The sequence below is a fragment of the Streptomyces sp. NPDC091412 genome (assembly GCF_044756885.1).
GTDB lineage: Bacteria > Actinomycetota > Actinomycetes > Streptomycetales > Streptomycetaceae > Streptomyces.
In genome coordinates this window covers 1-18,321 of the sequence record NZ_JBIVTV010000014.1, presented here as the reverse complement: position 1 = coordinate 18,321, position 18,321 = coordinate 1, and the positions used below count along the sequence as shown (strand labels likewise).

The 18,321-nt window shown below is 73.2% G+C and carries 16 protein-coding genes and 1 riboswitch; of the genes, 9 read left to right on the top strand and 7 right to left on the bottom strand.

The window, feature by feature from the left end; genetic code table 11:
* Positions 1-19 precede the first annotated feature (19 nt).
* Complete coding sequence (locus ACIQMV_RS27805; protein WP_402596130.1) at positions 20-1,243, top strand: PP2C family protein-serine/threonine phosphatase; 1,224 nt, start codon at positions 20-22, stop codon at positions 1,241-1,243.
* 257 nt (positions 1,244-1,500) lie between these two features.
* Here ACIQMV_RS27805 and ACIQMV_RS27800 read toward each other — a convergent pair whose 3' ends face one another.
* The 3 genes from ACIQMV_RS27800 to ACIQMV_RS27790 form a co-directional block, all read right to left on the bottom strand.
* Entirely contained in the window at positions 1,501-1,713 is a 213-nt protein-coding gene (locus ACIQMV_RS27800) for a hypothetical protein (protein ID WP_141364586.1), read from the bottom strand.
* A gap of 143 nt (positions 1,714-1,856) precedes the next feature.
* A complete protein-coding gene (locus tag ACIQMV_RS27795) occupies positions 1,857-2,219 on the bottom strand; it encodes a hypothetical protein (protein WP_402596129.1) in 363 nt (120 codons plus the stop codon).
* A gap of 148 nt (positions 2,220-2,367) precedes the next feature.
* Complete coding sequence (locus ACIQMV_RS27790; RefSeq protein ID WP_402596128.1) at positions 2,368-3,615, bottom strand: PP2C family protein-serine/threonine phosphatase; 1,248 nt, start codon at positions 3,613-3,615, stop codon at positions 2,368-2,370.
* Between the two features lie 285 nt (positions 3,616-3,900).
* On the opposite strand from ACIQMV_RS27790, the gene ACIQMV_RS27785 reads away from it, so the two are divergent.
* Positions 3,901-4,713 (top strand): SAM-dependent methyltransferase, encoded by an 813-nt coding sequence (locus ACIQMV_RS27785; RefSeq protein ID WP_402596127.1) that lies wholly within the window; start codon positions 3,901-3,903, stop codon positions 4,711-4,713.
* A 57-nt stretch (positions 4,714-4,770) separates the two neighbouring features.
* Here the strand turns inward: ACIQMV_RS27785 and ACIQMV_RS27780 are convergent, their stop codons facing one another.
* On the bottom strand, positions 4,771-6,522 hold the full coding sequence (locus tag ACIQMV_RS27780) for an NlpC/P60 family protein (RefSeq protein WP_402596126.1): 1,752 nt from the start codon (positions 6,520-6,522) through the stop codon (positions 4,771-4,773).
* Positions 6,523-6,530: 8 nt separating this feature from the next.
* Positions 6,531-6,705, bottom strand: a riboswitch (cyclic di-AMP (ydaO/yuaA leader).
* Between the two features lie 226 nt (positions 6,706-6,931).
* Between ACIQMV_RS27780 and ACIQMV_RS27775 the strand changes: the two genes are divergently transcribed.
* The 7 genes from ACIQMV_RS27775 to ACIQMV_RS27745 all read left to right on the top strand — a co-directional run bounded on the left by ACIQMV_RS27775 (position 6,932) and on the right by ACIQMV_RS27745 (position 15,339).
* Positions 6,932-7,678: a response regulator transcription factor gene (locus ACIQMV_RS27775; protein WP_402596125.1), complete on the top strand. Its 747-nt coding sequence runs from the start codon at positions 6,932-6,934 to the stop codon at positions 7,676-7,678.
* A 2-nt stretch (positions 7,679-7,680) separates the two neighbouring features.
* A complete protein-coding gene (locus tag ACIQMV_RS27770) occupies positions 7,681-8,793 on the top strand; it encodes a sensor histidine kinase (RefSeq protein ID WP_402596124.1) in 1,113 nt (370 codons plus the stop codon).
* A gap of 188 nt (positions 8,794-8,981) precedes the next feature.
* Positions 8,982-9,725 (top strand): SOS response-associated peptidase, encoded by a 744-nt coding sequence (locus tag ACIQMV_RS27765; RefSeq protein WP_402596123.1) that lies wholly within the window; start codon positions 8,982-8,984, stop codon positions 9,723-9,725.
* A 269-nt stretch (positions 9,726-9,994) separates the two neighbouring features.
* Positions 9,995-11,167 carry an AI-2E family transporter gene (locus tag ACIQMV_RS27760; protein ID WP_402596122.1) on the top strand — a complete coding sequence of 391 codons (1,173 nt, stop codon included), beginning with the start codon at positions 9,995-9,997 and terminating at the stop codon, positions 11,165-11,167.
* A 100-nt stretch (positions 11,168-11,267) separates the two neighbouring features.
* Positions 11,268-11,681 carry an SRPBCC family protein gene (locus ACIQMV_RS27755; protein WP_402596121.1) on the top strand — a complete coding sequence of 138 codons (414 nt, stop codon included), beginning with the start codon at positions 11,268-11,270 and terminating at the stop codon, positions 11,679-11,681.
* A gap of 494 nt (positions 11,682-12,175) precedes the next feature.
* The gene (gene selA, locus ACIQMV_RS27750) at positions 12,176-13,474 is read left to right on the top strand and encodes an L-seryl-tRNA(Sec) selenium transferase (RefSeq protein WP_402596120.1); all 1,299 of its coding nucleotides are present in this window, start codon (positions 12,176-12,178) and stop codon (positions 13,472-13,474) included.
* Between the two features lie 5 nt (positions 13,475-13,479).
* A complete protein-coding gene (locus ACIQMV_RS27745; protein WP_402596119.1) occupies positions 13,480-15,339 on the top strand; it encodes a SelB C-terminal domain-containing protein in 1,860 nt (619 codons plus the stop codon).
* 24 nt (positions 15,340-15,363) lie between these two features.
* Here the strand turns inward: ACIQMV_RS27745 and ACIQMV_RS27740 are convergent, their stop codons facing one another.
* The 3 genes from ACIQMV_RS27740 to ACIQMV_RS27730 form a co-directional block, all read right to left on the bottom strand.
* A complete protein-coding gene (locus tag ACIQMV_RS27740; protein ID WP_402596118.1) occupies positions 15,364-15,594 on the bottom strand; it encodes a hypothetical protein in 231 nt (76 codons plus the stop codon).
* Positions 15,595-15,656: 62 nt separating this feature from the next.
* Positions 15,657-16,355 carry a vWA domain-containing protein gene (locus ACIQMV_RS27735; RefSeq protein ID WP_402596117.1) on the bottom strand — a complete coding sequence of 233 codons (699 nt, stop codon included), beginning with the start codon at positions 16,353-16,355 and terminating at the stop codon, positions 15,657-15,659.
* 146 nt (positions 16,356-16,501) lie between these two features.
* Positions 16,502-16,957, bottom strand: a complete 456-nt coding sequence (locus ACIQMV_RS27730) for a hypothetical protein (RefSeq protein WP_402596116.1) — start codon at positions 16,955-16,957, stop codon at positions 16,502-16,504.
* Positions 16,958-18,321: the final 1,364 nt, after the last annotated feature.

Genomic DNA, 18,321 nt, shown 5'->3' with positions numbered 1-18,321 from the left:
CGCGGTGGAAGGTGAGTTGGTGTCGGACCCCGGGAGTGCCGCGACGGATCGCTTCGCACTGGCCCGGCGGGCGGTCGCCGCCATCGGTACGACCCTCGACGATCGCAGGACGGCGGCCGAACTCGCCGCCTTCCTGGTCGACGAACTGTGCGACTCCGCGACCGTCGATCTCTACGGCCCGCAGGAGGGCCACCGCGAACCGGGCGAGTCCCTGCGTTCCGCCGCCGTGGCCGGGCGGCGCGACCTCCTCGACAGCCTGGAGAAGGCCCCGCGCGACCAGGTCTCCGTCCGCGCCCTGGACGCGGGCCACCCGATCACGGCCTCGTCCACCCACGGCGGCCCGGCCCTGGTGACCCTCTCGGTGCCGCTGCTGGCCTGGGACCGGGTCTACGGGGTCGTGCTCGTCCTGCGGGCCGGCCGTCCCTTCGACGACCACGAGACGGCGGCCGTCCACCACGCGGCACGGCTGGCCGCCGCGCACATGCGGCACGCGGAGGAACAGCGCGAGGCCGGGCCGAGGGTGTGGGACCTGCGGAAAGTGCTGCCGGCCGACCCGGAGCGCATGCACCCCGACGTGGAACTGGCGGCCCGTCACGTGCCCTGCGGCACGGGCGGGCGCGTGGGCGGCGACTGGTACGAGACGCTGCACCTGCATTCCGGCCGCGTCCTGCTGGTCGTCGGTGACGTCATGGGCCACGGCCTGGACGCGGCGGTCGACATGAACGCCTACCGCTCGACGCTGCGGTTGGTCGCCTCCACCGACCTCGCGCCGCACGGCATCCTGCGCCGGCTGGACGCCATGATGTCCGCGGAGAGCGGCCGCCGCCCGGCGACCTGTCTGCTGGCCCTGCTGGACCCGGCGGACGGAACGGCCCTGCTCGCGAGCGCGGGGCACCTGCCGCCGGTCCTCTTCCACCACGACGGCACGGCCGGGCCCGTCCCGCTGCGGGTCGGCCCCCCGATCGGCACCGGCCCCGGCACCGGGCTCGCCGCCCACGAGGCGACGAGGCTGCCCCTCGCGCCGGACGACACCCTGGTCATGTTCACCTACGGGCTGATCGAGCGGCGCGGCGAGGACATCGACACCTCGCTCGCCCGGCTCCCGGGCCTGCGGGCGGGGCCCGGTACGGAAGCCGGCGAACTCCTGGACGGCATCCTCGGCGCATTCCTGTGCGCCCCGGGCTCCGGCCGGTCGGACGACGACGTCGCGGTGCTCGCGGCCCGCCTGCGCCCTCGGCCGTGAGGGGCCGTGCGGGCTGCCCGGCGTCCGAATGATCCGCCGTGCACGCGCAGAGATGATGACGTTGCTTCGCTGTCCGGCGGGCAGCTGCCGAGATCATGCCGGCGCTCCTGGCGGACCACCAGCCTTCCGTCTCCCTTCTGAGCAGGACCTGAGCTGGGCTCCGAGCTGGGCTCCGAGCAGGGCCTGAGCTGGGCCGATCAACCTGTCGCCGCCGTGAGCGCGGTCCCCCGGCGGTCGCGCTCGCGGCGGTCGACAGGTCAGGACAGCGCCAGCATGAGCGCGGCCGCCACGGTGAGGGCCGCCAGCGGCAGCATGACCAGGCGTGCGCGTTCCCACCAGGCCGTCCGGCCGTCGTCGCTCCGGTGCCAAGGGCGATCGACGCGGAGCCCGGCGTCCGGAACGGTGAGGGCCCGGCCGGAGCCGAGCAGCGAGCGGCACCAGGGGCATTCGCCGTCCTCCCACGCTTCCATGCCGCGCTCAACGACACCCCCGGGGCCGGGCAACGCCCACGCCCACCATCGTGATGCCGCCGTCACCGAGCCGTGAGCAAGTGGTGCCCCGCGTGGTCCGGGCCGGGCCCCGGGGAACGGCCCGGACCCTTCTCCGTCCGGACTCACAGGCCCGGGAGCCCGCGCGGCACCGGCACCGCGGGGACCGCGGGCACGACCTGCGCCGCCCCTTCCGGCGGCGGCTCCCCGGAACCGACGCCCCAGGGCCGCAGCAACGGCGTGACAGGCTCCCGCCCCGCGGACGCCACGGCCGGTGGCGGCGAGGCGGCGTCCGCGAAGGACGCCCACTGCACTTGGGACGGTTCGGGCGCGTGCCCCCCGGTGGCCCGCGCCGGCGCCAGGTCCACCGCGCGGGGCGGCGAGTGGACCGGTGACTGGTTCGAGGGCCCGCCGGTCAGTTCCGCGTAGGGCTGTTCCGCGGGGAAGTGGCCGGGCCGGCGCGGCACGGCCCGAGAAGTGCTTTCCATGCCGGAGCAAACGGCGCTTGCGCCGCCTGCGTACGCCTCGTGCAGCAACCCCTCACCACATCAGGTGAGGACACCGCTCGAACGGCCGCTTCCGCTCATGCGACAAGCAGCCCAGGGCGGCAACCCGACGGGCCCTCCCCGGCCCCCGTCAGTTCTTCCCCGGGGTCAGCTCGGCCAGCAGCAGGGTCCGGTCGTCCGTGACGTCGTCGGCGCCGTCGTGACCGGAGTCGGCCAGCAGCCTCCGGCACAGCGACGGCAGCGCGTCCGGGTGCGCGGCGTCCGGTACGTCGTCGGTCACGGCGTCCAGGGCACCGGCGAGGCGCGAGATGCCCTGGTCGATGTCGCGGGTGCGGGACTCGACCAGACCGTCGCTGTAGAGCAGCAGCAGGGTCGGCTCGGACAGGTGCAGCACGGTCGGCTCGTAGGGGCCGGTGGCCAGTCCCAGGGGGAGACCGGCGGAGGCGAGGGCGACCGGCGCCGCCGGGCGGCCGGGACCGCGGATCAGGGGCGGTGGATGGCCGGCGCCGACGAACGTGCAGGTGTGCAGTTCCGCGTCCCACTCCGCGTAGATGCAGGTGGCGAAGGAGGCGCCGGGCGTCGTGCCGGCGACGGCGTCCAACCGGTCCATGAGTTCGGCCGGGCTGATGTCGAGCGCCGCGAGGGTGCGGACGGCGGTCCGCAGCTGGATCATGGCCACAGCGGACTCCGGCCCGTGTCCCATGGCGTCGCCCACGATCATGGCCAGTCGCCGGTCCCCTCGGGGCAGCACGTCGTACCAGTCGCCGCCGATGACGTTGTCCTGCCCGGCGGGCCGGTAGCCGTGTGCGACCCGGCAGCTCTCGAAGGCCTGCCCGGTCTCCGGGAGCAGACTGCGGCGGATGGCCAGCGCCGTGCGGCGTTCGCGTTCGTAGCGGCGGGCGTTGTCGAGGGCGACGCAGGCCCGGGCGCCGAGCGACTCCACCGCCACCGCCTCGCCGCGGGTGAAGGGGTCCTTGTCCGGACCGCGTGTGCAGGCGATGAAGCCGACCGCCGCGCCGCGCAGCCGCAGCGGGACGATGAGGAACGAGGCGCTGCGCAGCAGGGCGTCCACGCCGGCGTCGTCCGGGTCGGTGCCGCGCAGCCTCTCGAAGGTGTGCCGGTCGACGCCGTCGAGCAGTTGGGTCTCTCCGGTCGCCACGGCACGCGCGTACGGCGTGTGGCGGGGGAAGACCAGCACCTCCCCGACCGGCAGCAGGTGCTCCCAGTCCTCCGAGGTGTCCGACCCTATGCGCACGGCGAGCCGGCGTGCCTCGATCTGAGGCGGGTCGGCGGCCGTGCGCGAGTGCTCCTCCAGCAGCCAGCGCTGGAGCAGGTACACCGAGGCCGCGTCGCAGAAACCCGGTGCGAGCGCGTGCACGACATGACGTCCGGTCAGGTGCAGGTCGAGCGCGGAGCCGATGGCGTCGGCCGCGGGGGAGAAGTGCGAGGGGCGGCGGAGCGGCCCTGTGGGGGGTGGACCTTCCGGCCGGCCGCGTTCTGTGTTCCGCAGGATCGTGTGCCTTCCGGGTGGGGCCGGTGGGCCGGGGGTCCGGTGGGGCGGGGACGGACAGGCCGGTCGGACCGGTCGGGCGGTACGGCGTCGTATGCCACTGGCAACTATATGATGAACAGTCAAGGTCGTTTCATAGTAGGGGAGTTGGTCATGCGGGACGGAGACGGACTGCCGCGGGGCGTGGATCCGGGCAAGGCCAGCGTGGCCCGGATGTACGACGCGATGCTGGGCGGCGAGCACAACTTCGCCATCGACCGGGAGGCGGTGGCCGCCTTCACGGCGATCGATCCCCAGGTGCGCACTCTGGCCCGTGCCAACCGCGCCTTCCTGGGCCGCGCCGTGCGGTTCCTGGTGGACGCCGGGGTACGCCAGTTCATCGACCTCGGCTCCGGGATCCCCACCCAGGGCAATGTGCACGAGGTCGCCCAGGCCGCCAGCCCCGGCGCCAAGGTGGTGTACGTGGACAACGACCCGGTCGCGGTCGCGCACAGCGAGGCCCTGCTCGCCGACAACCCGGACGCGGCGATCGTGGCCGCCGACATCCGTGATCCCGCGGGGGTACTCTCCGCGCCGCAGGTGAGCAAGCTCATCGACTTCGAGGAGCCCGTCGCCGTTCTGATGATCACGATCCTGCACTTCGTCACACCGCGGGAGGACCCGGGCGGCATCGTGGCCGCCTTCCGGGACGCCCTGCCCGCGGGCAGCTGGCTGGCCCTGACCCACGCCACGGACGAGGACCGTCCGGACACGGCCGCGGCCGTCGGGCAGCTGTACCGCGACCGGGCCACCTCGCCGGTCACGGCACGCTCCCACGACGAGATCACGTCCCTCTTCGACGGCTTCGCCCTGGCGGAGCCGGGGCTGGTCTACGTCCCGCTGTGGCGCCCGGACCGGGACGAGGAGATCCCGGAGGATCCGTCCCAGTTCTGGGTGTACGCCGGGGTGGGCCGCAAGAACGCGTGAACGGCGGGTCGGGAGGCTCCGGCTCCCCGGGCCTCCCACCGTGACGGCCGTGACGGCTCAGGCCGGACGTATCGCGCTGTGGATGGCCCGTGGGCCCGCGAAGAAGATCGACTCCTCGCGTATCGACGCGCCCGGACTCGGGGCGTGGACCATGGTGCCGTTGCCCGCGTACAGGCCCACGTGGCTGACCTCGCCGTAGAAGAAGATCAGGTCCCCCGGCTCCAGTTCGGCGAGCTGGATCATCGCGCCGGAGCCGACCTGTTCGTGGGTGGTACGGGGCAGGGCCACCCCGGCGGCCCGCCAGGCGGCCTGGGTGAGACTCGAGCAGTCGTAGGAGCCCGGACCGGTGGCCCCCCACACGCACGGCTTGCCGATCTGGGTGCGGGCGAAGGCCAGCGCCTTGGCGGCCTTCCGCTCGTAGGCCGAGACCGGGCTGTCGCCGACGCCGACGCCTGGGCCGGTGGCGGGGTCGGGGCCGGTGGCGGCCCCCGGCTCGCCCGCCGCTCCCGGGCCGCCGGCCTGGCTGGCGTCGAAGAGCGAGTTGCCGTCCAGCGGCGGGGTCGTGTCGAACAGTCCCGTGGCGTGCTGCTGCCACTGCGCCGCCTCCGGCTGAGGCGCGGGCCGGGGCTCCTCGGCCGGGCGCGCCCCGACGGCAGCGGGCGGCGGCGCGCTCTGTTGCGCGACGTGCCGGGACAGCATCTCGCCGGCCCGTGCGAGCTTGTTCCGCATCCGCTCCTTGGCAGGCCGCCGCACCGCGGCCTGCCGGCGGGGCGCGACCGAGACACCCGCCCCGCCGACCACCTCGCGCCCCGCCTCGGCGACACCCGCAAACCCCGCGACGGGGCCCGCGGGCGGGGTCGCAGTGCCCGGACTTCCGCTGCTGAGTACATCCATGGTCCCGGTGGCCGACGCCTCCAGGGTCCCGGCGGAGAGCGCCTCCATGGTGCCGGTGGTTGGTGCCTGCATGGTGCCGGTGGGGAGTACGCCCATGGTGCCGGTGGTTGGTGCCTGCATGGTGCCGGTGGGGAGTACGCCCATGGTGCCGGTGGTCGGCGCTTCCATGGTTCCTGTCGGGAGTACCCCTGTGGTCCCGTTCGGCAGCGAGCCGATGGTGCCGGTGGGCGGTGGCTGCATGATGCCGACGGGGAGTGCTCCCATGCTGCCGGTGCGGGGCGCCTGCATGATGTCGGCGGGGAGGGCCCCCATGGTCCCCGTGGGCGGTGGCTGCATGGTCCTGTTGGGGAGTACTTCCATGGTGCCGGTGGGCACCGGTCCCGCCGTTCCGGCGGCCGGCGGTTCCATGGAGCGGGCGGTCAGTTCCGCCACGGGGGAGGCGGGCACGGCGGCGGTGGGCGCGGCGGGCAACTCCGGTGGGGGCGTGGTGTCCCGCACCGCGGCCGGCAGTTCGGGTACCGGGCCCGCCGGGCCCGCGGTCAGCTCCGGCCGAGACGCCCTGCCCGCCTCGAGGCCCAGACTCTCGCGGACATCCGCCGGACGCCTGCTCGGCGCGGCGGCAGGGGAGTTGGCCGGGTTGGGCATACGGTCCGGCGGCAGGACCGCGGGCATGGTCGGACCCAACTGGGCGCGCCCCACGTCGAACCACTTCCTGGCCACCCGGTCGAGCGCCGGATCGGATCCCCCGGAACCGCTCCAGCCGGCCGAACCGCGCCGCGTACGTGCGCTCTTGCTCATCGCACGGGTGGCGTTGAAATTCCCCGTGGCGTTCTCCGCCTGGTCGTAGAGGCTGCTGATCCGCTGCTGGACCTCGGCGCGGCTGGGCCTGTCGTCGCTCGGTCGTTCCCGCGTCAAGAAGGACGCACTCCTCCCATGGGCCGCCTACCGGTTCTGCTCTCGGCGTCGGGCGGACGTTCTGTGGAAGGCGTGCCCTACGGCCCTTGTCCGGAGGGACAGTTGAGCCGCTTCACCCCGAGGTTGGTCGGTTCCCCGGCTCCGGCCGCTGTGGGTGCCTACCGGACTCGGCGGAGGTCGCACGATCCGACGCGACTCGCCGGAGGCAATCGTGCGGCCTGGTCGTCAACTTAGCGAACATGTGTGCCTGGCGTGAAGATTGAAGCGTGGAATGTCCGATACGTATTCGTGACCTTCCCGTGAGGTGCCTCACTCCCGTCCGGCCCGGACTCCTTACGGAATGCGGACGTCCGAGGCTGGGGAGCGCTCGGGGGCGGCACGGGGGTGGGGGCGGTGTCACGCTGGAGGTATGCAGGAGTCGTACGAGTCCACGGGTGCCGGATCCGGCGAGCGGCGGCCGGCCGGGGCGGCGCGGGTGCTGGTCGTCGAGGACGACGCCACGGTCGCCGAGATCGTCTCCGGCTACCTGGACCGCGCGGGCCATGTCGTCGACCGTGCCGCGGACGGGCCGACCGCGCTCGCCCTGGCCGCCGCCCACTGGCCGGACCTGGTCGTGCTCGACCTGATGCTGCCGGGCATGGACGGACTGGAGGTGTGCCGCCGGATGCGCGGGCGCGGCCCGGTACCGGTCATCATGCTCACCGCCCGCGGCGACGAGGACGACCGCATCCTGGGCCTGGAGGTCGGCGCCGACGACTACGTCACCAAGCCGTTCAGCCCCCGCGAGCTCGTCCTGCGGGTGGAGTCTGTGCTGCGCCGCACCCGGCCCGCCACCGCGCCGCGGCCGCTCGCCGCGGCCGGACTCGCCGTGGACCCGGCCGGCCGCCGTGCCACCAGGGATGGCGCCGAAATCGCACTCACCCTGCGCGAGTTCGACCTGCTCACCTTCTTCCTGCGCCACCCCGGCCGGGTCTTCAGCCGCGAGGACCTGATGCGCGAGGTGTGGGGATGGGACTTCGGCGACCTCTCCACGGTCACCGTCCACGTCCGGCGGCTGCGCGGCAAGGTCGAGGACGACCCGGCCCGGCCCCGTCTCATCCAGACCGTGTGGGGCGTCGGCTACCGGTTCGACCCCACCGGACACGACGGGAGTTGACGGTGCGCGACACCCTGTTCATCGCCCTGTACGCCTTCCTCGGCGCCGCCGTGGCGGGTCTGGCCGGCGCGGGCGCGCTGCGGCTGATCCGGCGGCGCTCGCTGACGGCCTCGCTCGCCGTGGTCGCCGCCGTGGCGGTGGGCGCGATGCTGACCGGAACCCTGGCCGTGGCCCAGGCGATGTTCCTGTCCGCGCACGACCTGTCCGTCGTCACCACCGTCGTGGCGATGGCGGCGGTGGTGTCCCTGGCCACCGCGCTGCTCCTGGGCCGCTGGGTCGTGGCCCGCAGCCGCGAGCTGGCCCGCGCGGCCCGCTCGCTCGGCGACGGCGGCGACTTCGCCGCGCCCCACCGTCCGGCGACCGCCGAACTCGAGTCGCTGAGCCGCGAGTTGGCGGCCACCAGTGCCCGGCTCGCCGAGTCCCGGGAGCGTGAGCGTGCCCTGGAGTCCTCCCGCCGGGAACTCGTCGCCTGGATCTCCCACGACCTGCGCACCCCGCTCGCCGGACTGCGTGCCATGTCCGAGGCGCTGGAGGACGGGGTGGCCGCCGATCCGGACCGCTACCTCCGGCAGATCCGCACCGAGGTGGAGCGCCTCAACGACATGGTGGGCGACCTCTTCGAGCTGTCCCGCATCCACGCCGGCTCCCTGGCCCTCACCCGCTCCCGGATCTCCGTGTACGACCTGGTCGGCGACGCGCTCGCCGGGGCGGACCCGCTGGCGAGGGAACTCGGCGTCCACCTCGTGGCCGACCACGTCGAGCCGGTGCCGGTCGAGGTGGACGGCAAGGAGATGAGCCGCGTGCTGGGCAACCTGCTGGTGAACGCGATCCGCCGCACACCCGCCGACGGCACGGTCGCGGTAGCCGCCGCATGTTCCCCCGCCGGGGTCGTCCTGTCCGTCACGGACGGCTGCGGCGGCATCCCCGAGGAGGACCTTCCGCGCGTCTTCGACACCGGCTGGCGCGGCACCCACGCCCGCACACCCCCCGCGGGAGCGGGCCTGGGCCTGGCCATCGTCCGCGGCATCGTCGAGGCCCACCAGGGCCGTGCCGCCGTCCGCAACATCCCGGGCGGCTGCCGCTTCGAGGTGACCCTGCCGGCACCGGAGGCGTGAGGCCCACCAGACCCCGTCAGAGCCCACCAGCCCCATCAGTCCCCATCAGATCAGTCCCCATCAGTCGGACCCCAACACAGTCCCCATCAGTCGGCCCCCCAACAGAACAGGGGGGAGAGCCCCCCGCCGCCTCCCCGCCCCGTGAGGCGCTCCCGACCGCGGCCGTGCCGCCGTGGCACCCTGGCCCCATGTGCGGTCGCTACGTCTCCACCCGCGGTCCGGAGGACCTGGTCCGGCACTTCCGGGTCACCGAATGGCGCCCGGCGGAGGCGCTGGCGCCGAGCTGGAACGTCGCCCCGACCGACGAGGTGTGGGCCGTTCTCGAACGCGCCCCGCGCGAGGACCGCACCGCGGCCGCCGTACGCAGGGAGCTGCGGCCGCTGCGCTGGGGACTGGTCCCGTCCTGGGCGAAGGACGTGAGGGCCGGCGCCCGGATGATCAACGCCCGGGTGGAGACCGTGCACGAGAAGCCGGCCTTCCGCCGCGCCTTCGTGCGGAATCGCTGCCTGCTGCCCGCCGACGGCTTCTACGAATGGCAGCAGATCAAGTCCGCCGACACCGGCAGGACCCGCAAGCAGCCGTACTACATCAGCCCCGAGGACGGCGCGCTGATGGCGCTCGCCGGCCTGTACGCGTACTGGCGCGACCCGCACGTGGCGCGGGACGACGACCCCGCCGCCTGGCTGACCACGTGCACCATCATCACCACCGAGGCCACCGACGAGGCCGGCCGTGTCCACCCCCGGATGCCGCTGGCCCTCAGCCCGGAGCATTACGACGCCTGGCTCGACCCCCGCCATCAGGACCCCGGCGAACTGCGGACGCTGCTGAGCCCGCCCGCGGACGGCAGGCTCGGCGCCCGGCCCGTCTCCCCGGCCGTCAACAGCGTCCGCAACAACGGCCCCGAACTGCTGGAGGAGACACCGCCGTGACGGGCCGGACCGCCCCGGCCCACCCGCACCGCGCCGTGCGCCGGACGGGCAACCCGTTCCCCCTGATGCCCCCGATGACCGCCCACCCGGGCGAACTGCACCCCTGCCCCCGCTCGACCAGCCCTTACGGTGCTCAAGACGGCTCAAGAGGGCTCAAGACGCCTCACGGGTGCTCACCAGCGCTCGACAGGCGATGTCGAAGGCGGCGCGGTCCGGCGGTCCGGGTGTGACGGCCCGGACGGGACGGCCGGTCCGGAAGGGGAGGCGCGGTGGCTGGTGCGGGCGCTCCGGCGGGCGGGCCGGGCCGCGGGCGCCGGGCCGCGCGCCGGGGGCCCGGCAGCCGCCCGGCGCACTCCGTACGCCTCCCGCCGCGCGCCCGCACCGTTCCCTTGGTCCCGAAGGCCGAGAGCACCGTGCCCTGGCTGCGGGTCGCCGCCGCCTACGCCTGGCGCCTCATCCTCGTCGGCGTCGTCGTCTACGGCGTCTTCACCGTCCTCGGCCGCTTCCAGCTCATCGCCGTGGCCCTGTTCCTGGGCCTGGTCATCACCTCGGTCCTGCGCCCCCTCACCGACCTGCTGAACCGCTTCCTGCCCCGAGCGCTGTGCGTCGCCGTCGCCCTGGTCGGCAGCCTGCTGCTCCTGCTCGCCCTGCTGGCGCTCGTGGGCAACGCGGTGGCGGGGGAGTCGGCGAAGCTCGCGGGCGAGTTCGGCGGCGGCATCCACCGGATCGAGCAGTGGCTCCAGCGCCCGCCGTTCCGGCTCAGCCAGGGCAAGCTGGCCGACCTGCAGAAACAGGTCCTGGCCTACCTGTCCGCCCACCGCGCCGGGCTCCTCAGCAGCGCGCTCAGCGGCTTCGGCAGGCTCGTCGAACTGGTCACCGGGGTCGCCCTCGCGGTCTTCTCCTCCGTCTTCTTCATCCACTCCGGCGAGAACCTCTGGCGGTGGGCGCGCGACCAGCTGCTGCCCAGCGAGGCCCGGCCGGTGTGGGACCGGGCCGGGCAGGCCGCCTGGCGGACGTTCGCCGGGTACACGCGCGGCATCATCATCGTGGCGGCCACCAACGCCGTGCTCGTCGGTGTCGTCCTGCTGGTGCTGCGCGTACCGCTCGCGCTGCCGCTGACGCTCCTGGAGTTCTTCGCCACGTTCGTGCCGCTGATCGGCTCACCGGTCGCGCTCGGCGTGGCCACGGTGGTCGCCCTCGCGGGGCGTGGCCCGCTCACCGCGGCGGCCGTGCTCGCCCTGATCGTCGTCATCGGCCAGCTCGAAGGACATGTGCTGCACCCGGTGGTGATGAGCTGGGCGGTGCGCCTGCACCCGCTCGTCGTCGCCGTCTCCGTCATCGCGGGCGGCATCGTCGCGGGCGTGATCGGCGCCGTGGTCGCCGTCCCGTTCGTCTCCGTCACCTGGGCGGTGCTGCGCGCACTGCGGCGCGCCCCGCCCTGACGTCCCGCGCACGAGCCGTTTCCGGCGCCCGCGCTTTTCGGCCGTGGCAGAAGGGGCACGCGTTCGTCGTACGACCCCCGAGCGGAGGAACGGTGCCGTCATGGCCGAGTACGAACGTTCACGCACGATGTCCGCTCAGCCCGAGCGCGTCTTCGACGAGGCCGCCGACGTCGGCCGGTTCGAGGCCTGGCTGCCCGGCGAACTGCACGTGCACGCGGAGGAGCCCCCGGCCGTCACGGTGCACGAGGACCACGCGGACCGGGACACCGCCGCTCAGCTGCGCGCCGAACGCGACCAGATGCGGATCGAGTGGGGCACCCGCGAGCAGGGCGGCTACGCGGGCTGGCTCCAGGTCGCGGGCATCGGCAGCGGCGCCAGCGAGGTGACGGTCCACCTGTCGTTCTTCGACGACCGCCACGATCCGGGCGAGCGCGCCGCCTGCGACGCCCTTGACAGCAGCCTGCGCCGCCTGGAGGAGCAGGTACGGCTCCGCACCGACCACAGCGGCGGCTGACCGCCCCGACCGGGCCGCACCCCACGGCTGTCTTCCCGGCTGTCTTCCCGGGGGATTGACGTGCCGTCACCCATCGCCTGCCGTGGGTGGTTCGCCCCGCGCGCCGAGATCACGCCCTGTTGCGGCTTCCAGCGGTAGACGCTGGACGCCGGTTCGCGGGTCGGCATCCCGAGAGGCCGCGTGGACGGACGGCGGTGACGCGAAGGCAGGCCGGGACGCGTCGTCCGGTCCCGGCCGGGTACCCGAGCGGCTGCCCGGGGGAGCGGCCGGACAGCGGGTGCGCGGAAGCCTGACCACTCGTACGGCGTGTCGTGCGGACGGCCGCGGGCACTGGGAGACCATGGGCGGGCGTTGACACCCCCGCGAGGTCGGTCTGTGGACGGAGAGGCCAGGTGGAGCAACAGGTCACGGGGCGGCGAGCGGGCCAGGAGACCGGTGCGGACGCCCCCGGTTCCGGCCCGACCGGTCACGGCCGGACCGGCCATGACCGTGCGGTGAGCGATGCCCGCCGGCGGATCCCCCGTACGGACGCCGTCCTGCGGGACGCGCGCCTGGTGGACGCGGCGGCGCGGCTCGGGCCGGGCCCGGTGAAGGCCGCGGTCCGGCAGGCGCAGGAGCGGGCACGCCAGGGCGCCATCACCCCAGAGCAGGTGGCGGACACCGCCGTGGCGCTGCTGCCGCGGGTGGTCGGCGGGCTGCGTCCGGTGATCAACGCGACCGGGGTCCTGCTGCACACCAACCTCGGCCGCGCCTCCCTGTCCGCCGCGGCCCGGCAGGCGGTGCAGGACGCCGCCGGGCCCACGGACGTCGAACTCGATCTGCGCACCGGCGTTCGCGCCCGCCGGGGCCGTACGGCCCTGGACGCGCTGCGCGACCGGGTGCCGTCCGCCGCCGCGGCCCATGTCGTCAACAACGGCGCCGCCGCGCTCGTCCTCGCCGCCACCGCGCTCGCCGCGGGCAGGGAGATCGTCATCAGCCGCGGTGAGATGGTGGAGATCGGGGACGGCTTCCGGCTGCCGGACCTGCTGGTCTCCACCGGGGCCCGGCTCCGCGAGGTCGGCACCACGAACCGTACGACCGTCCAGGACTACGCCGACGTGATCGGCCCCGGCACGGCGTTCGTCCTGAAGATCCATCCCTCCAACTTCCGCATCACCGGCTTCACTCGGGCCGCCGGTGTCGGCGATCTGTCGGCGTTGGGCGTTCCGGTGGTGGCCGACATCGGCTCCGGACTGCTCGCGCCCCATGCGCTGCTGCCCGACGAGCCCGACGCCGAGACCCAGTTGAGGTCCGGCGCGGCCCTGGTGACGGCGAGCGGCGACAAACTGCTCGGCGGCCCCCAGTGCGGACTGCTCCTCGGCGACGCGGAACTCCTGCGCACCCTCACCCGGCACCCCCTGGCCCGTGCCCTGCGCGTGGACAAACTCACCCTGGCCGCGCTGGAGGCGACCCTGACGGGCCCCCGGACCCCGACGGCCGCTTTCCTGACCGCCGACGCCACAGGGCTCATGCGGCGGGCCGAACACCTCGCCGCCGCACTGGGCGCCGCCGGGATCGAGGACGTCCGGGCCGTCCCCGGGACCGCCACCGTCGGCGGCGGCGGGGCGCCGGGAGTGACACTGCCCAGCGCCGCGCTGTCCCTGCCGGAGCCCTACGCCGCCGTACTGCGCACCGGTGAGGTGCCCGTGGTGGGGCGCCTGGAGGGCGGGCGGTGCCTGCTGGACCTGCGTGCGGTGCCGCCGGGGGACGACGAACGCCTCGCCGAGGCCGTGCGGTCGGCGGCGGAGAGGTAGGGGCCATGCGAGTGCTGGCCACCGCGGGGCACGTCGACCACGGCAAGTCCGCCCTGGTACGGGCCCTGACCGGGATGGAACCCGACCGCTACGAGGAGGAGCGGCGCAGGGGACTCACGCTCGACCTCGGCTTCGTGTGGACGCCGCCGGACGCCGAGGGCGAACGTCTCGCCTTCGTCGACGTACCCGGCCACGAGCGGTTCGTGGCCACCATGCTGGCCGGAGTCGGCCCGGTGCCCGCCGTGCTGTTCGTGGTCGCCGCCGACCAGGGCTGGCAGCCGCAGTCCGAGGAACACCTCGCGATCCTCGACGCGCTCGGTGTACGGCACGCGGTGCTCGCCGTGACCCGCAGCGACCTGGCCGACCCCGAGCCGGTGCGCGCCGAGGCCGTCAAGCGACTGTCCCGGACCTCGCTCGGGACCGTGCCGTCCGTCGCGGTGAGCGCGGTGACCGGCGCCGGACTGGACGAACTGCGCGCCGAACTGGCCCGGACGACCCGCGCACTGCCCGTGCCGCCCGCCGACGCGGACGTACGGCTGTGGCTGGACCGCGCCTTCACCGCGCGCGGGCACGGCACCGTCGTGACCGGCACGCTCGGCGCGGGCACCCTGCGCGTCGGCGACCGGCTGGTGAACGGGGCCGGCGCGCACACGCTGAGGGTGCGCGGGCTCCAGTGCCTGCAACAGGACCGGAGTGCCGTCAGCGGCGTGGCGCGGGTCGCGGTCAACGTGCACGGCCCCCTCGCCGGGCAACTGCGGCGGGGGAAGGTGCTGCTGGCGCCGGACCGCTGGCTGTTCACCGACCGGATCGACGTGCGCGTCACCGGTGAGCCGGTCGGCGAGCTGCCCCGGAGCGTCACCCTGCACATCGGCACGGCGGCCGTCGCGGTGACCGCCCGCCCCCTCGGCGAGGACACCGCCCGGCTGACCCTGCGCACCGCACTGCCCCTGCGCGTCGGGGACCGGGCCGTCCTGCGTGAACCCGGGGGCGGGCGGAGACCCTGCGGTGTGACCGTGCTCGACGTGTGCCCGCCGGACCTGACCCGGCGGGGCGCCGGACGGGCCAGGGCCGCCGTACTGGCCGCGATGACGGACCGCCCCGACGGAGCGGCCGAGCTGCGGCGCCGCGGACTCGTCCGCCGCTCCCGGCTGCTGGCCATGGGCGTCCCGCCGCCCACCGGGCCGGTCACCGGGGACTGGCTGGCCGACGAGGCCCACTGGGCCCGGCTGCGCGAGAGACTGGCCGCCGAGGTCGCGGAGCACGCACGCCTGCACCCCATGGAGCCGGGACTGCCCGCCGAGGCGGCCCGGCACCTGCTGGATCTGCCCGACCGGGCGCTGGTGGACGCCCTCGCCGCGGCGCCGGGCGAGCCCCGTCTGCTGCGACGGGAAGGGCGCCTGTACCGGCCCGACAGCATCGGTCCCACCCTGCCGCCGCCGGTCCGGGCGGCCGTCGACTCGGTGCGGCGCGACCTGGAGACGGCACCGTTCCGTGCCCCCGAGGCCGATCGTCTCACCGCCCTGGGACTCGACCGCAAAGCCGTGGCCGCGGCGGTCTCGGCGGGCGAGCTGCTGCGGGTCGGCGACGGGATCGTGCTGCTGCCGGGAGCCGACGCCGAGGCCGCCGCGGTGCTCCGCCACCTGCCCCAGCCCTTCACACTCAGCGAGGCCCGCACGGCCCTCGACACCACCCGCAGGGTCGCCGTGCCGCTCCTGGAGTTCCTCGACGCCCACGGACACACGGAACGAGTGGACGACCAGCACAGACGCTGCCGTCCGGACACAGGGACTGCCGTAGTGCCTGCACGACCTCCGGCCGCGGCCGGCCGGAAGCGGCCTGAGCGGCCGCCACAGCCTCCTTGGTGATCGTGAACGCCCAATCCAAGGTGGTTACTTCCGGAGTCCGTTGGCGGCGGCCTCGTACTCCGCGGCCTGCTTCGGCATCAGGTAGTGCGACACCCGCACCAGGACGCTGCCGTGCACGTAGTCGTACTCGGCGAGCGTGGGCATCGACTTCGTGACCGACTCGATGTACTGGGCACGGGCCTGAGCGTCTTCCGGGCTGCTGAACGCCTCGATGGCGCCGCCGCGTTCGACGGCACCCTTGTCCGCCGTGCTCAAGGGCCGGATCTGGCTGGTGTGGTGGGAACTCGTACTCTGCGTAAGCGGGCTCACCAGCATGGTCAGGGCACGATTCCGGCATCGCGTGCCGCGACAAGCCAGTCGGGGAACTCGCCCATCAGCCGGTCGTACAACTCCGCGTGTGACATCCGCTTCGGGGCGTCGCCGGCGGGGAAGAAGCCGGCGTTGTCGATGACCCGCTTCTTCGGCACCTCGAGGTCGTCGAGCCTGCGGAGGAAGTCGAAACGGTCGGGGCCGAAGCCGATGAACTGCCAGAACATGGGCAGTTTCGCCGCCTTGCACAGCGTCTGTTCCGCGGCCCGCCGGGAGTCCGGCCCGCCGTCGGTCTGGAAGATGACGAAGGCGGGGTCGGTGCTGTCGGAGTCGAGGTAGTGGTCGATGACTTCGTCCATGGCGGCGGCGTAGTTGGTGGAACCCATGCGGCCGAGCGCCTTGTGGTGGCGGTCGATGCTGCCCTGGTAGTTGTCGACGCTGATGTCGGCCGCGGGGTGGGCATCGCTGTCGAAGAAGATCGTGGGGACGATGCCGTCGTCGTCGAGATTGGCGGACAGGCCCAAGGCCTGCTCTGCGAGGTGCTGCACGCTGCCATCGCGGTAGTAGCGGCTCATGCTGCGGGACCGGTCGAGGACCAGGTAGACGGCCGCCCGCTGCCCCGTCAGGTTGTTCTTCTCCAGGGAGACCGCGGCGGCCTTGGTGAGGTTGACCAGGCCGGCCGGGAGCTTGTCGAAGTTGATCGGCATCAGGGGTTCCTTGGCGGCGAGGGCGAGGTGAATGGCGACAGCCTGGAAGGGGGCGGTATCCGCACCCCAACCGGCCGTCGAACAGTCAGCCGAGTGGTGGCCCCGCCACGACGGGCGTGGCAGGGCCCTGCCTGTAGCGGCGGGGGTCACACCGTGCAGAAGCCGGAGGTCTTGAGAGCGTCGTTGATGGCCTTGCCCTGAGCTTCGGTGGTGGTGACGTCCTTGTAGCTGAAGCGCTGAGAGGCGGCCCAGTCGAGTGTGGAACCCCCGCCGTTGATGGAGCTGCACTGATTGCGGGCGGCGTCGATGGCCTTGTCCTCGTAACGGACGACGTCCGGGGCGGCCTTGGCGAGCGCGTCGAGGAGCTGCTGGCGCTTCTGGCCGGTCGGCTTGGGCGGGATGCCGGCGGCCTTGTGGCTCTCCTCCTTCTGCTTCTGGGCCGGCTCCTTCTCGGCAGTGGCCGAGGGCTTGGGGCTGGCCGGCTTGCCGCTGTCGCTGCTGGTGCTGTCGTCGCACGCGGTCAGAGCGGCAGCGGCGGTCAGCAGGATGGCGGCATACGTGGTGGTGCGGGTCTTCAAGATCTCCCCTGAGGCGTGATGCATGGCTTGCGTGTGTATGACTCGTGAAGGAGCCGTGTGGTTGCAGGGGGTGGGATGATTCATCCGGCCGTGTCAGATGACTCCGAGCCACCGGGCGACGCCGTCCGGCGCAACGCCGGTCAACTGGCGGACGAGGATCAGCAATACGAACACGTGGGGCGAGGACGCCACGGGTGTTGCCGCCGTTCAGCCAGAGCTTGTCCTCGACCGTGATGCCGAGTTCGAGGAAGGCTGCGCGAGCGTCCTGCCGCGAGGCCTGCCCGAGTCACCACGTTGTCAGCCCAACTGCCGGGCTCACGCGTCAGGTTGGACGGAGGCTCACCGCCGGTGGCCGGTGGACTCGACCTTTTGTTGATCAGTCGCCAACCTGTTTTACTGCGCGGATGGTTATGGGGATCTGCGTTGTGCTCGGCGTGCTGCTCGGCGAGGCGATCCGCCGTTGGCGATCGCGGCGGGCCATGGAACGGGCCAAGGCGGGGCAGGTAGCCCTCTTCCTGATCGGGGTCAAGCGGCCGAACAGGGGCCGCTGGAGCTCGGGTCGGGTGCGAGCTGATGCTGAAGAGTTTCGATGGGAGCCTCGCTGGCCGTGGACTCGGCTCCGTGAGGTCCCGGCAGATCTGCGTTTTGTCCGAGTACGCCAGCAGGAGGGCCTCGAATGGTTGTGGCTCCCGGCCGGCGTCTTGGTGATCGAGTGCGAATCGTCTGATGGACCGGTGTGGCTATGGGTCATGCACACGCAGCTGGAGCACGTAGTAGCGATGATCCGCTCCTGATCACAGGTGCGGAATCGGCTTTAGCGGTGCTCATGATGTCGAGCGGACCGTCGAATGTAGGCTGCGCCGGCAGATGCTGATCACGCGAGGAACCTCATGGAGCAATCGCCATCCACGCTGAACCGTTTGGCCAACAGCAGCCTCGGAGTCGTTCCAGCTGTTGCCTGCATTGCGTACGCGACGCAAGCCGATACCGCCGTTGCGCGGCTTGCGGCTGGTCTGGCCCTGATCGGGTTTGCTGTCCTGGCGGTGCGGGGATATCGCCTCGGCGTGACATGTGAACACTCACGGTTGGTGATCCGTGGCTACCTTCGCACGCGGGTAATCGACCGAGAGCGCATCACGGAGATCACGGACTTCCCCGCGGTGAGGTGGACGGCGCGCAACGGACGTAAGCGATGGACGCCCCTCACGGCTTTCATGACGAGCCCAGGCGAAATCTCGGCTACTCGTCTCCACAAGGGTCGTGTCATCGGGAAGCTGCGAAGGTGGGCACGACACTAGTAGGGCTTGGTCAGGTGCGTATCGGTTCGGGTATGTCGCGGTGGCAGGTGGGGCAGGTGCCGGCCCAGGTGGCGAGGAGTGCCTGCAGTT

Coding starts and splice junctions, on each gene's coding strand:
- ACIQMV_RS27800 (WP_141364586.1), bottom strand. CDS start 1,713: ATGGAAGCGTGGGAGGACGGCGAATGCCCCTGGTGCCGCTCGCTGCTC.
- ACIQMV_RS27795 (WP_402596129.1), bottom strand. CDS start 2,219: ATGGAAAGCACTTCTCGGGCCGTGCCGCGCCGGCCCGGCCACTTCCCC.
- ACIQMV_RS27785 (WP_402596127.1), top strand. CDS start 3,901: ATGCGGGACGGAGACGGACTGCCGCGGGGCGTGGATCCGGGCAAGGCC.
- ACIQMV_RS27775 (WP_402596125.1), top strand. CDS start 6,932: ATGCAGGAGTCGTACGAGTCCACGGGTGCCGGATCCGGCGAGCGGCGG.
- ACIQMV_RS27765 (WP_402596123.1), top strand. CDS start 8,982: ATGTGCGGTCGCTACGTCTCCACCCGCGGTCCGGAGGACCTGGTCCGG.
- ACIQMV_RS27755 (WP_402596121.1), top strand. CDS start 11,268: ATGGCCGAGTACGAACGTTCACGCACGATGTCCGCTCAGCCCGAGCGC.
- ACIQMV_RS27745 (WP_402596119.1), top strand. CDS start 13,480: ATGCGAGTGCTGGCCACCGCGGGGCACGTCGACCACGGCAAGTCCGCC.
- ACIQMV_RS27735 (WP_402596117.1), bottom strand. CDS start 16,355: ATGCCGATCAACTTCGACAAGCTCCCGGCCGGCCTGGTCAACCTCACC.
- ACIQMV_RS27730 (WP_402596116.1), bottom strand. CDS start 16,957: ATGCATCACGCCTCAGGGGAGATCTTGAAGACCCGCACCACCACGTAT.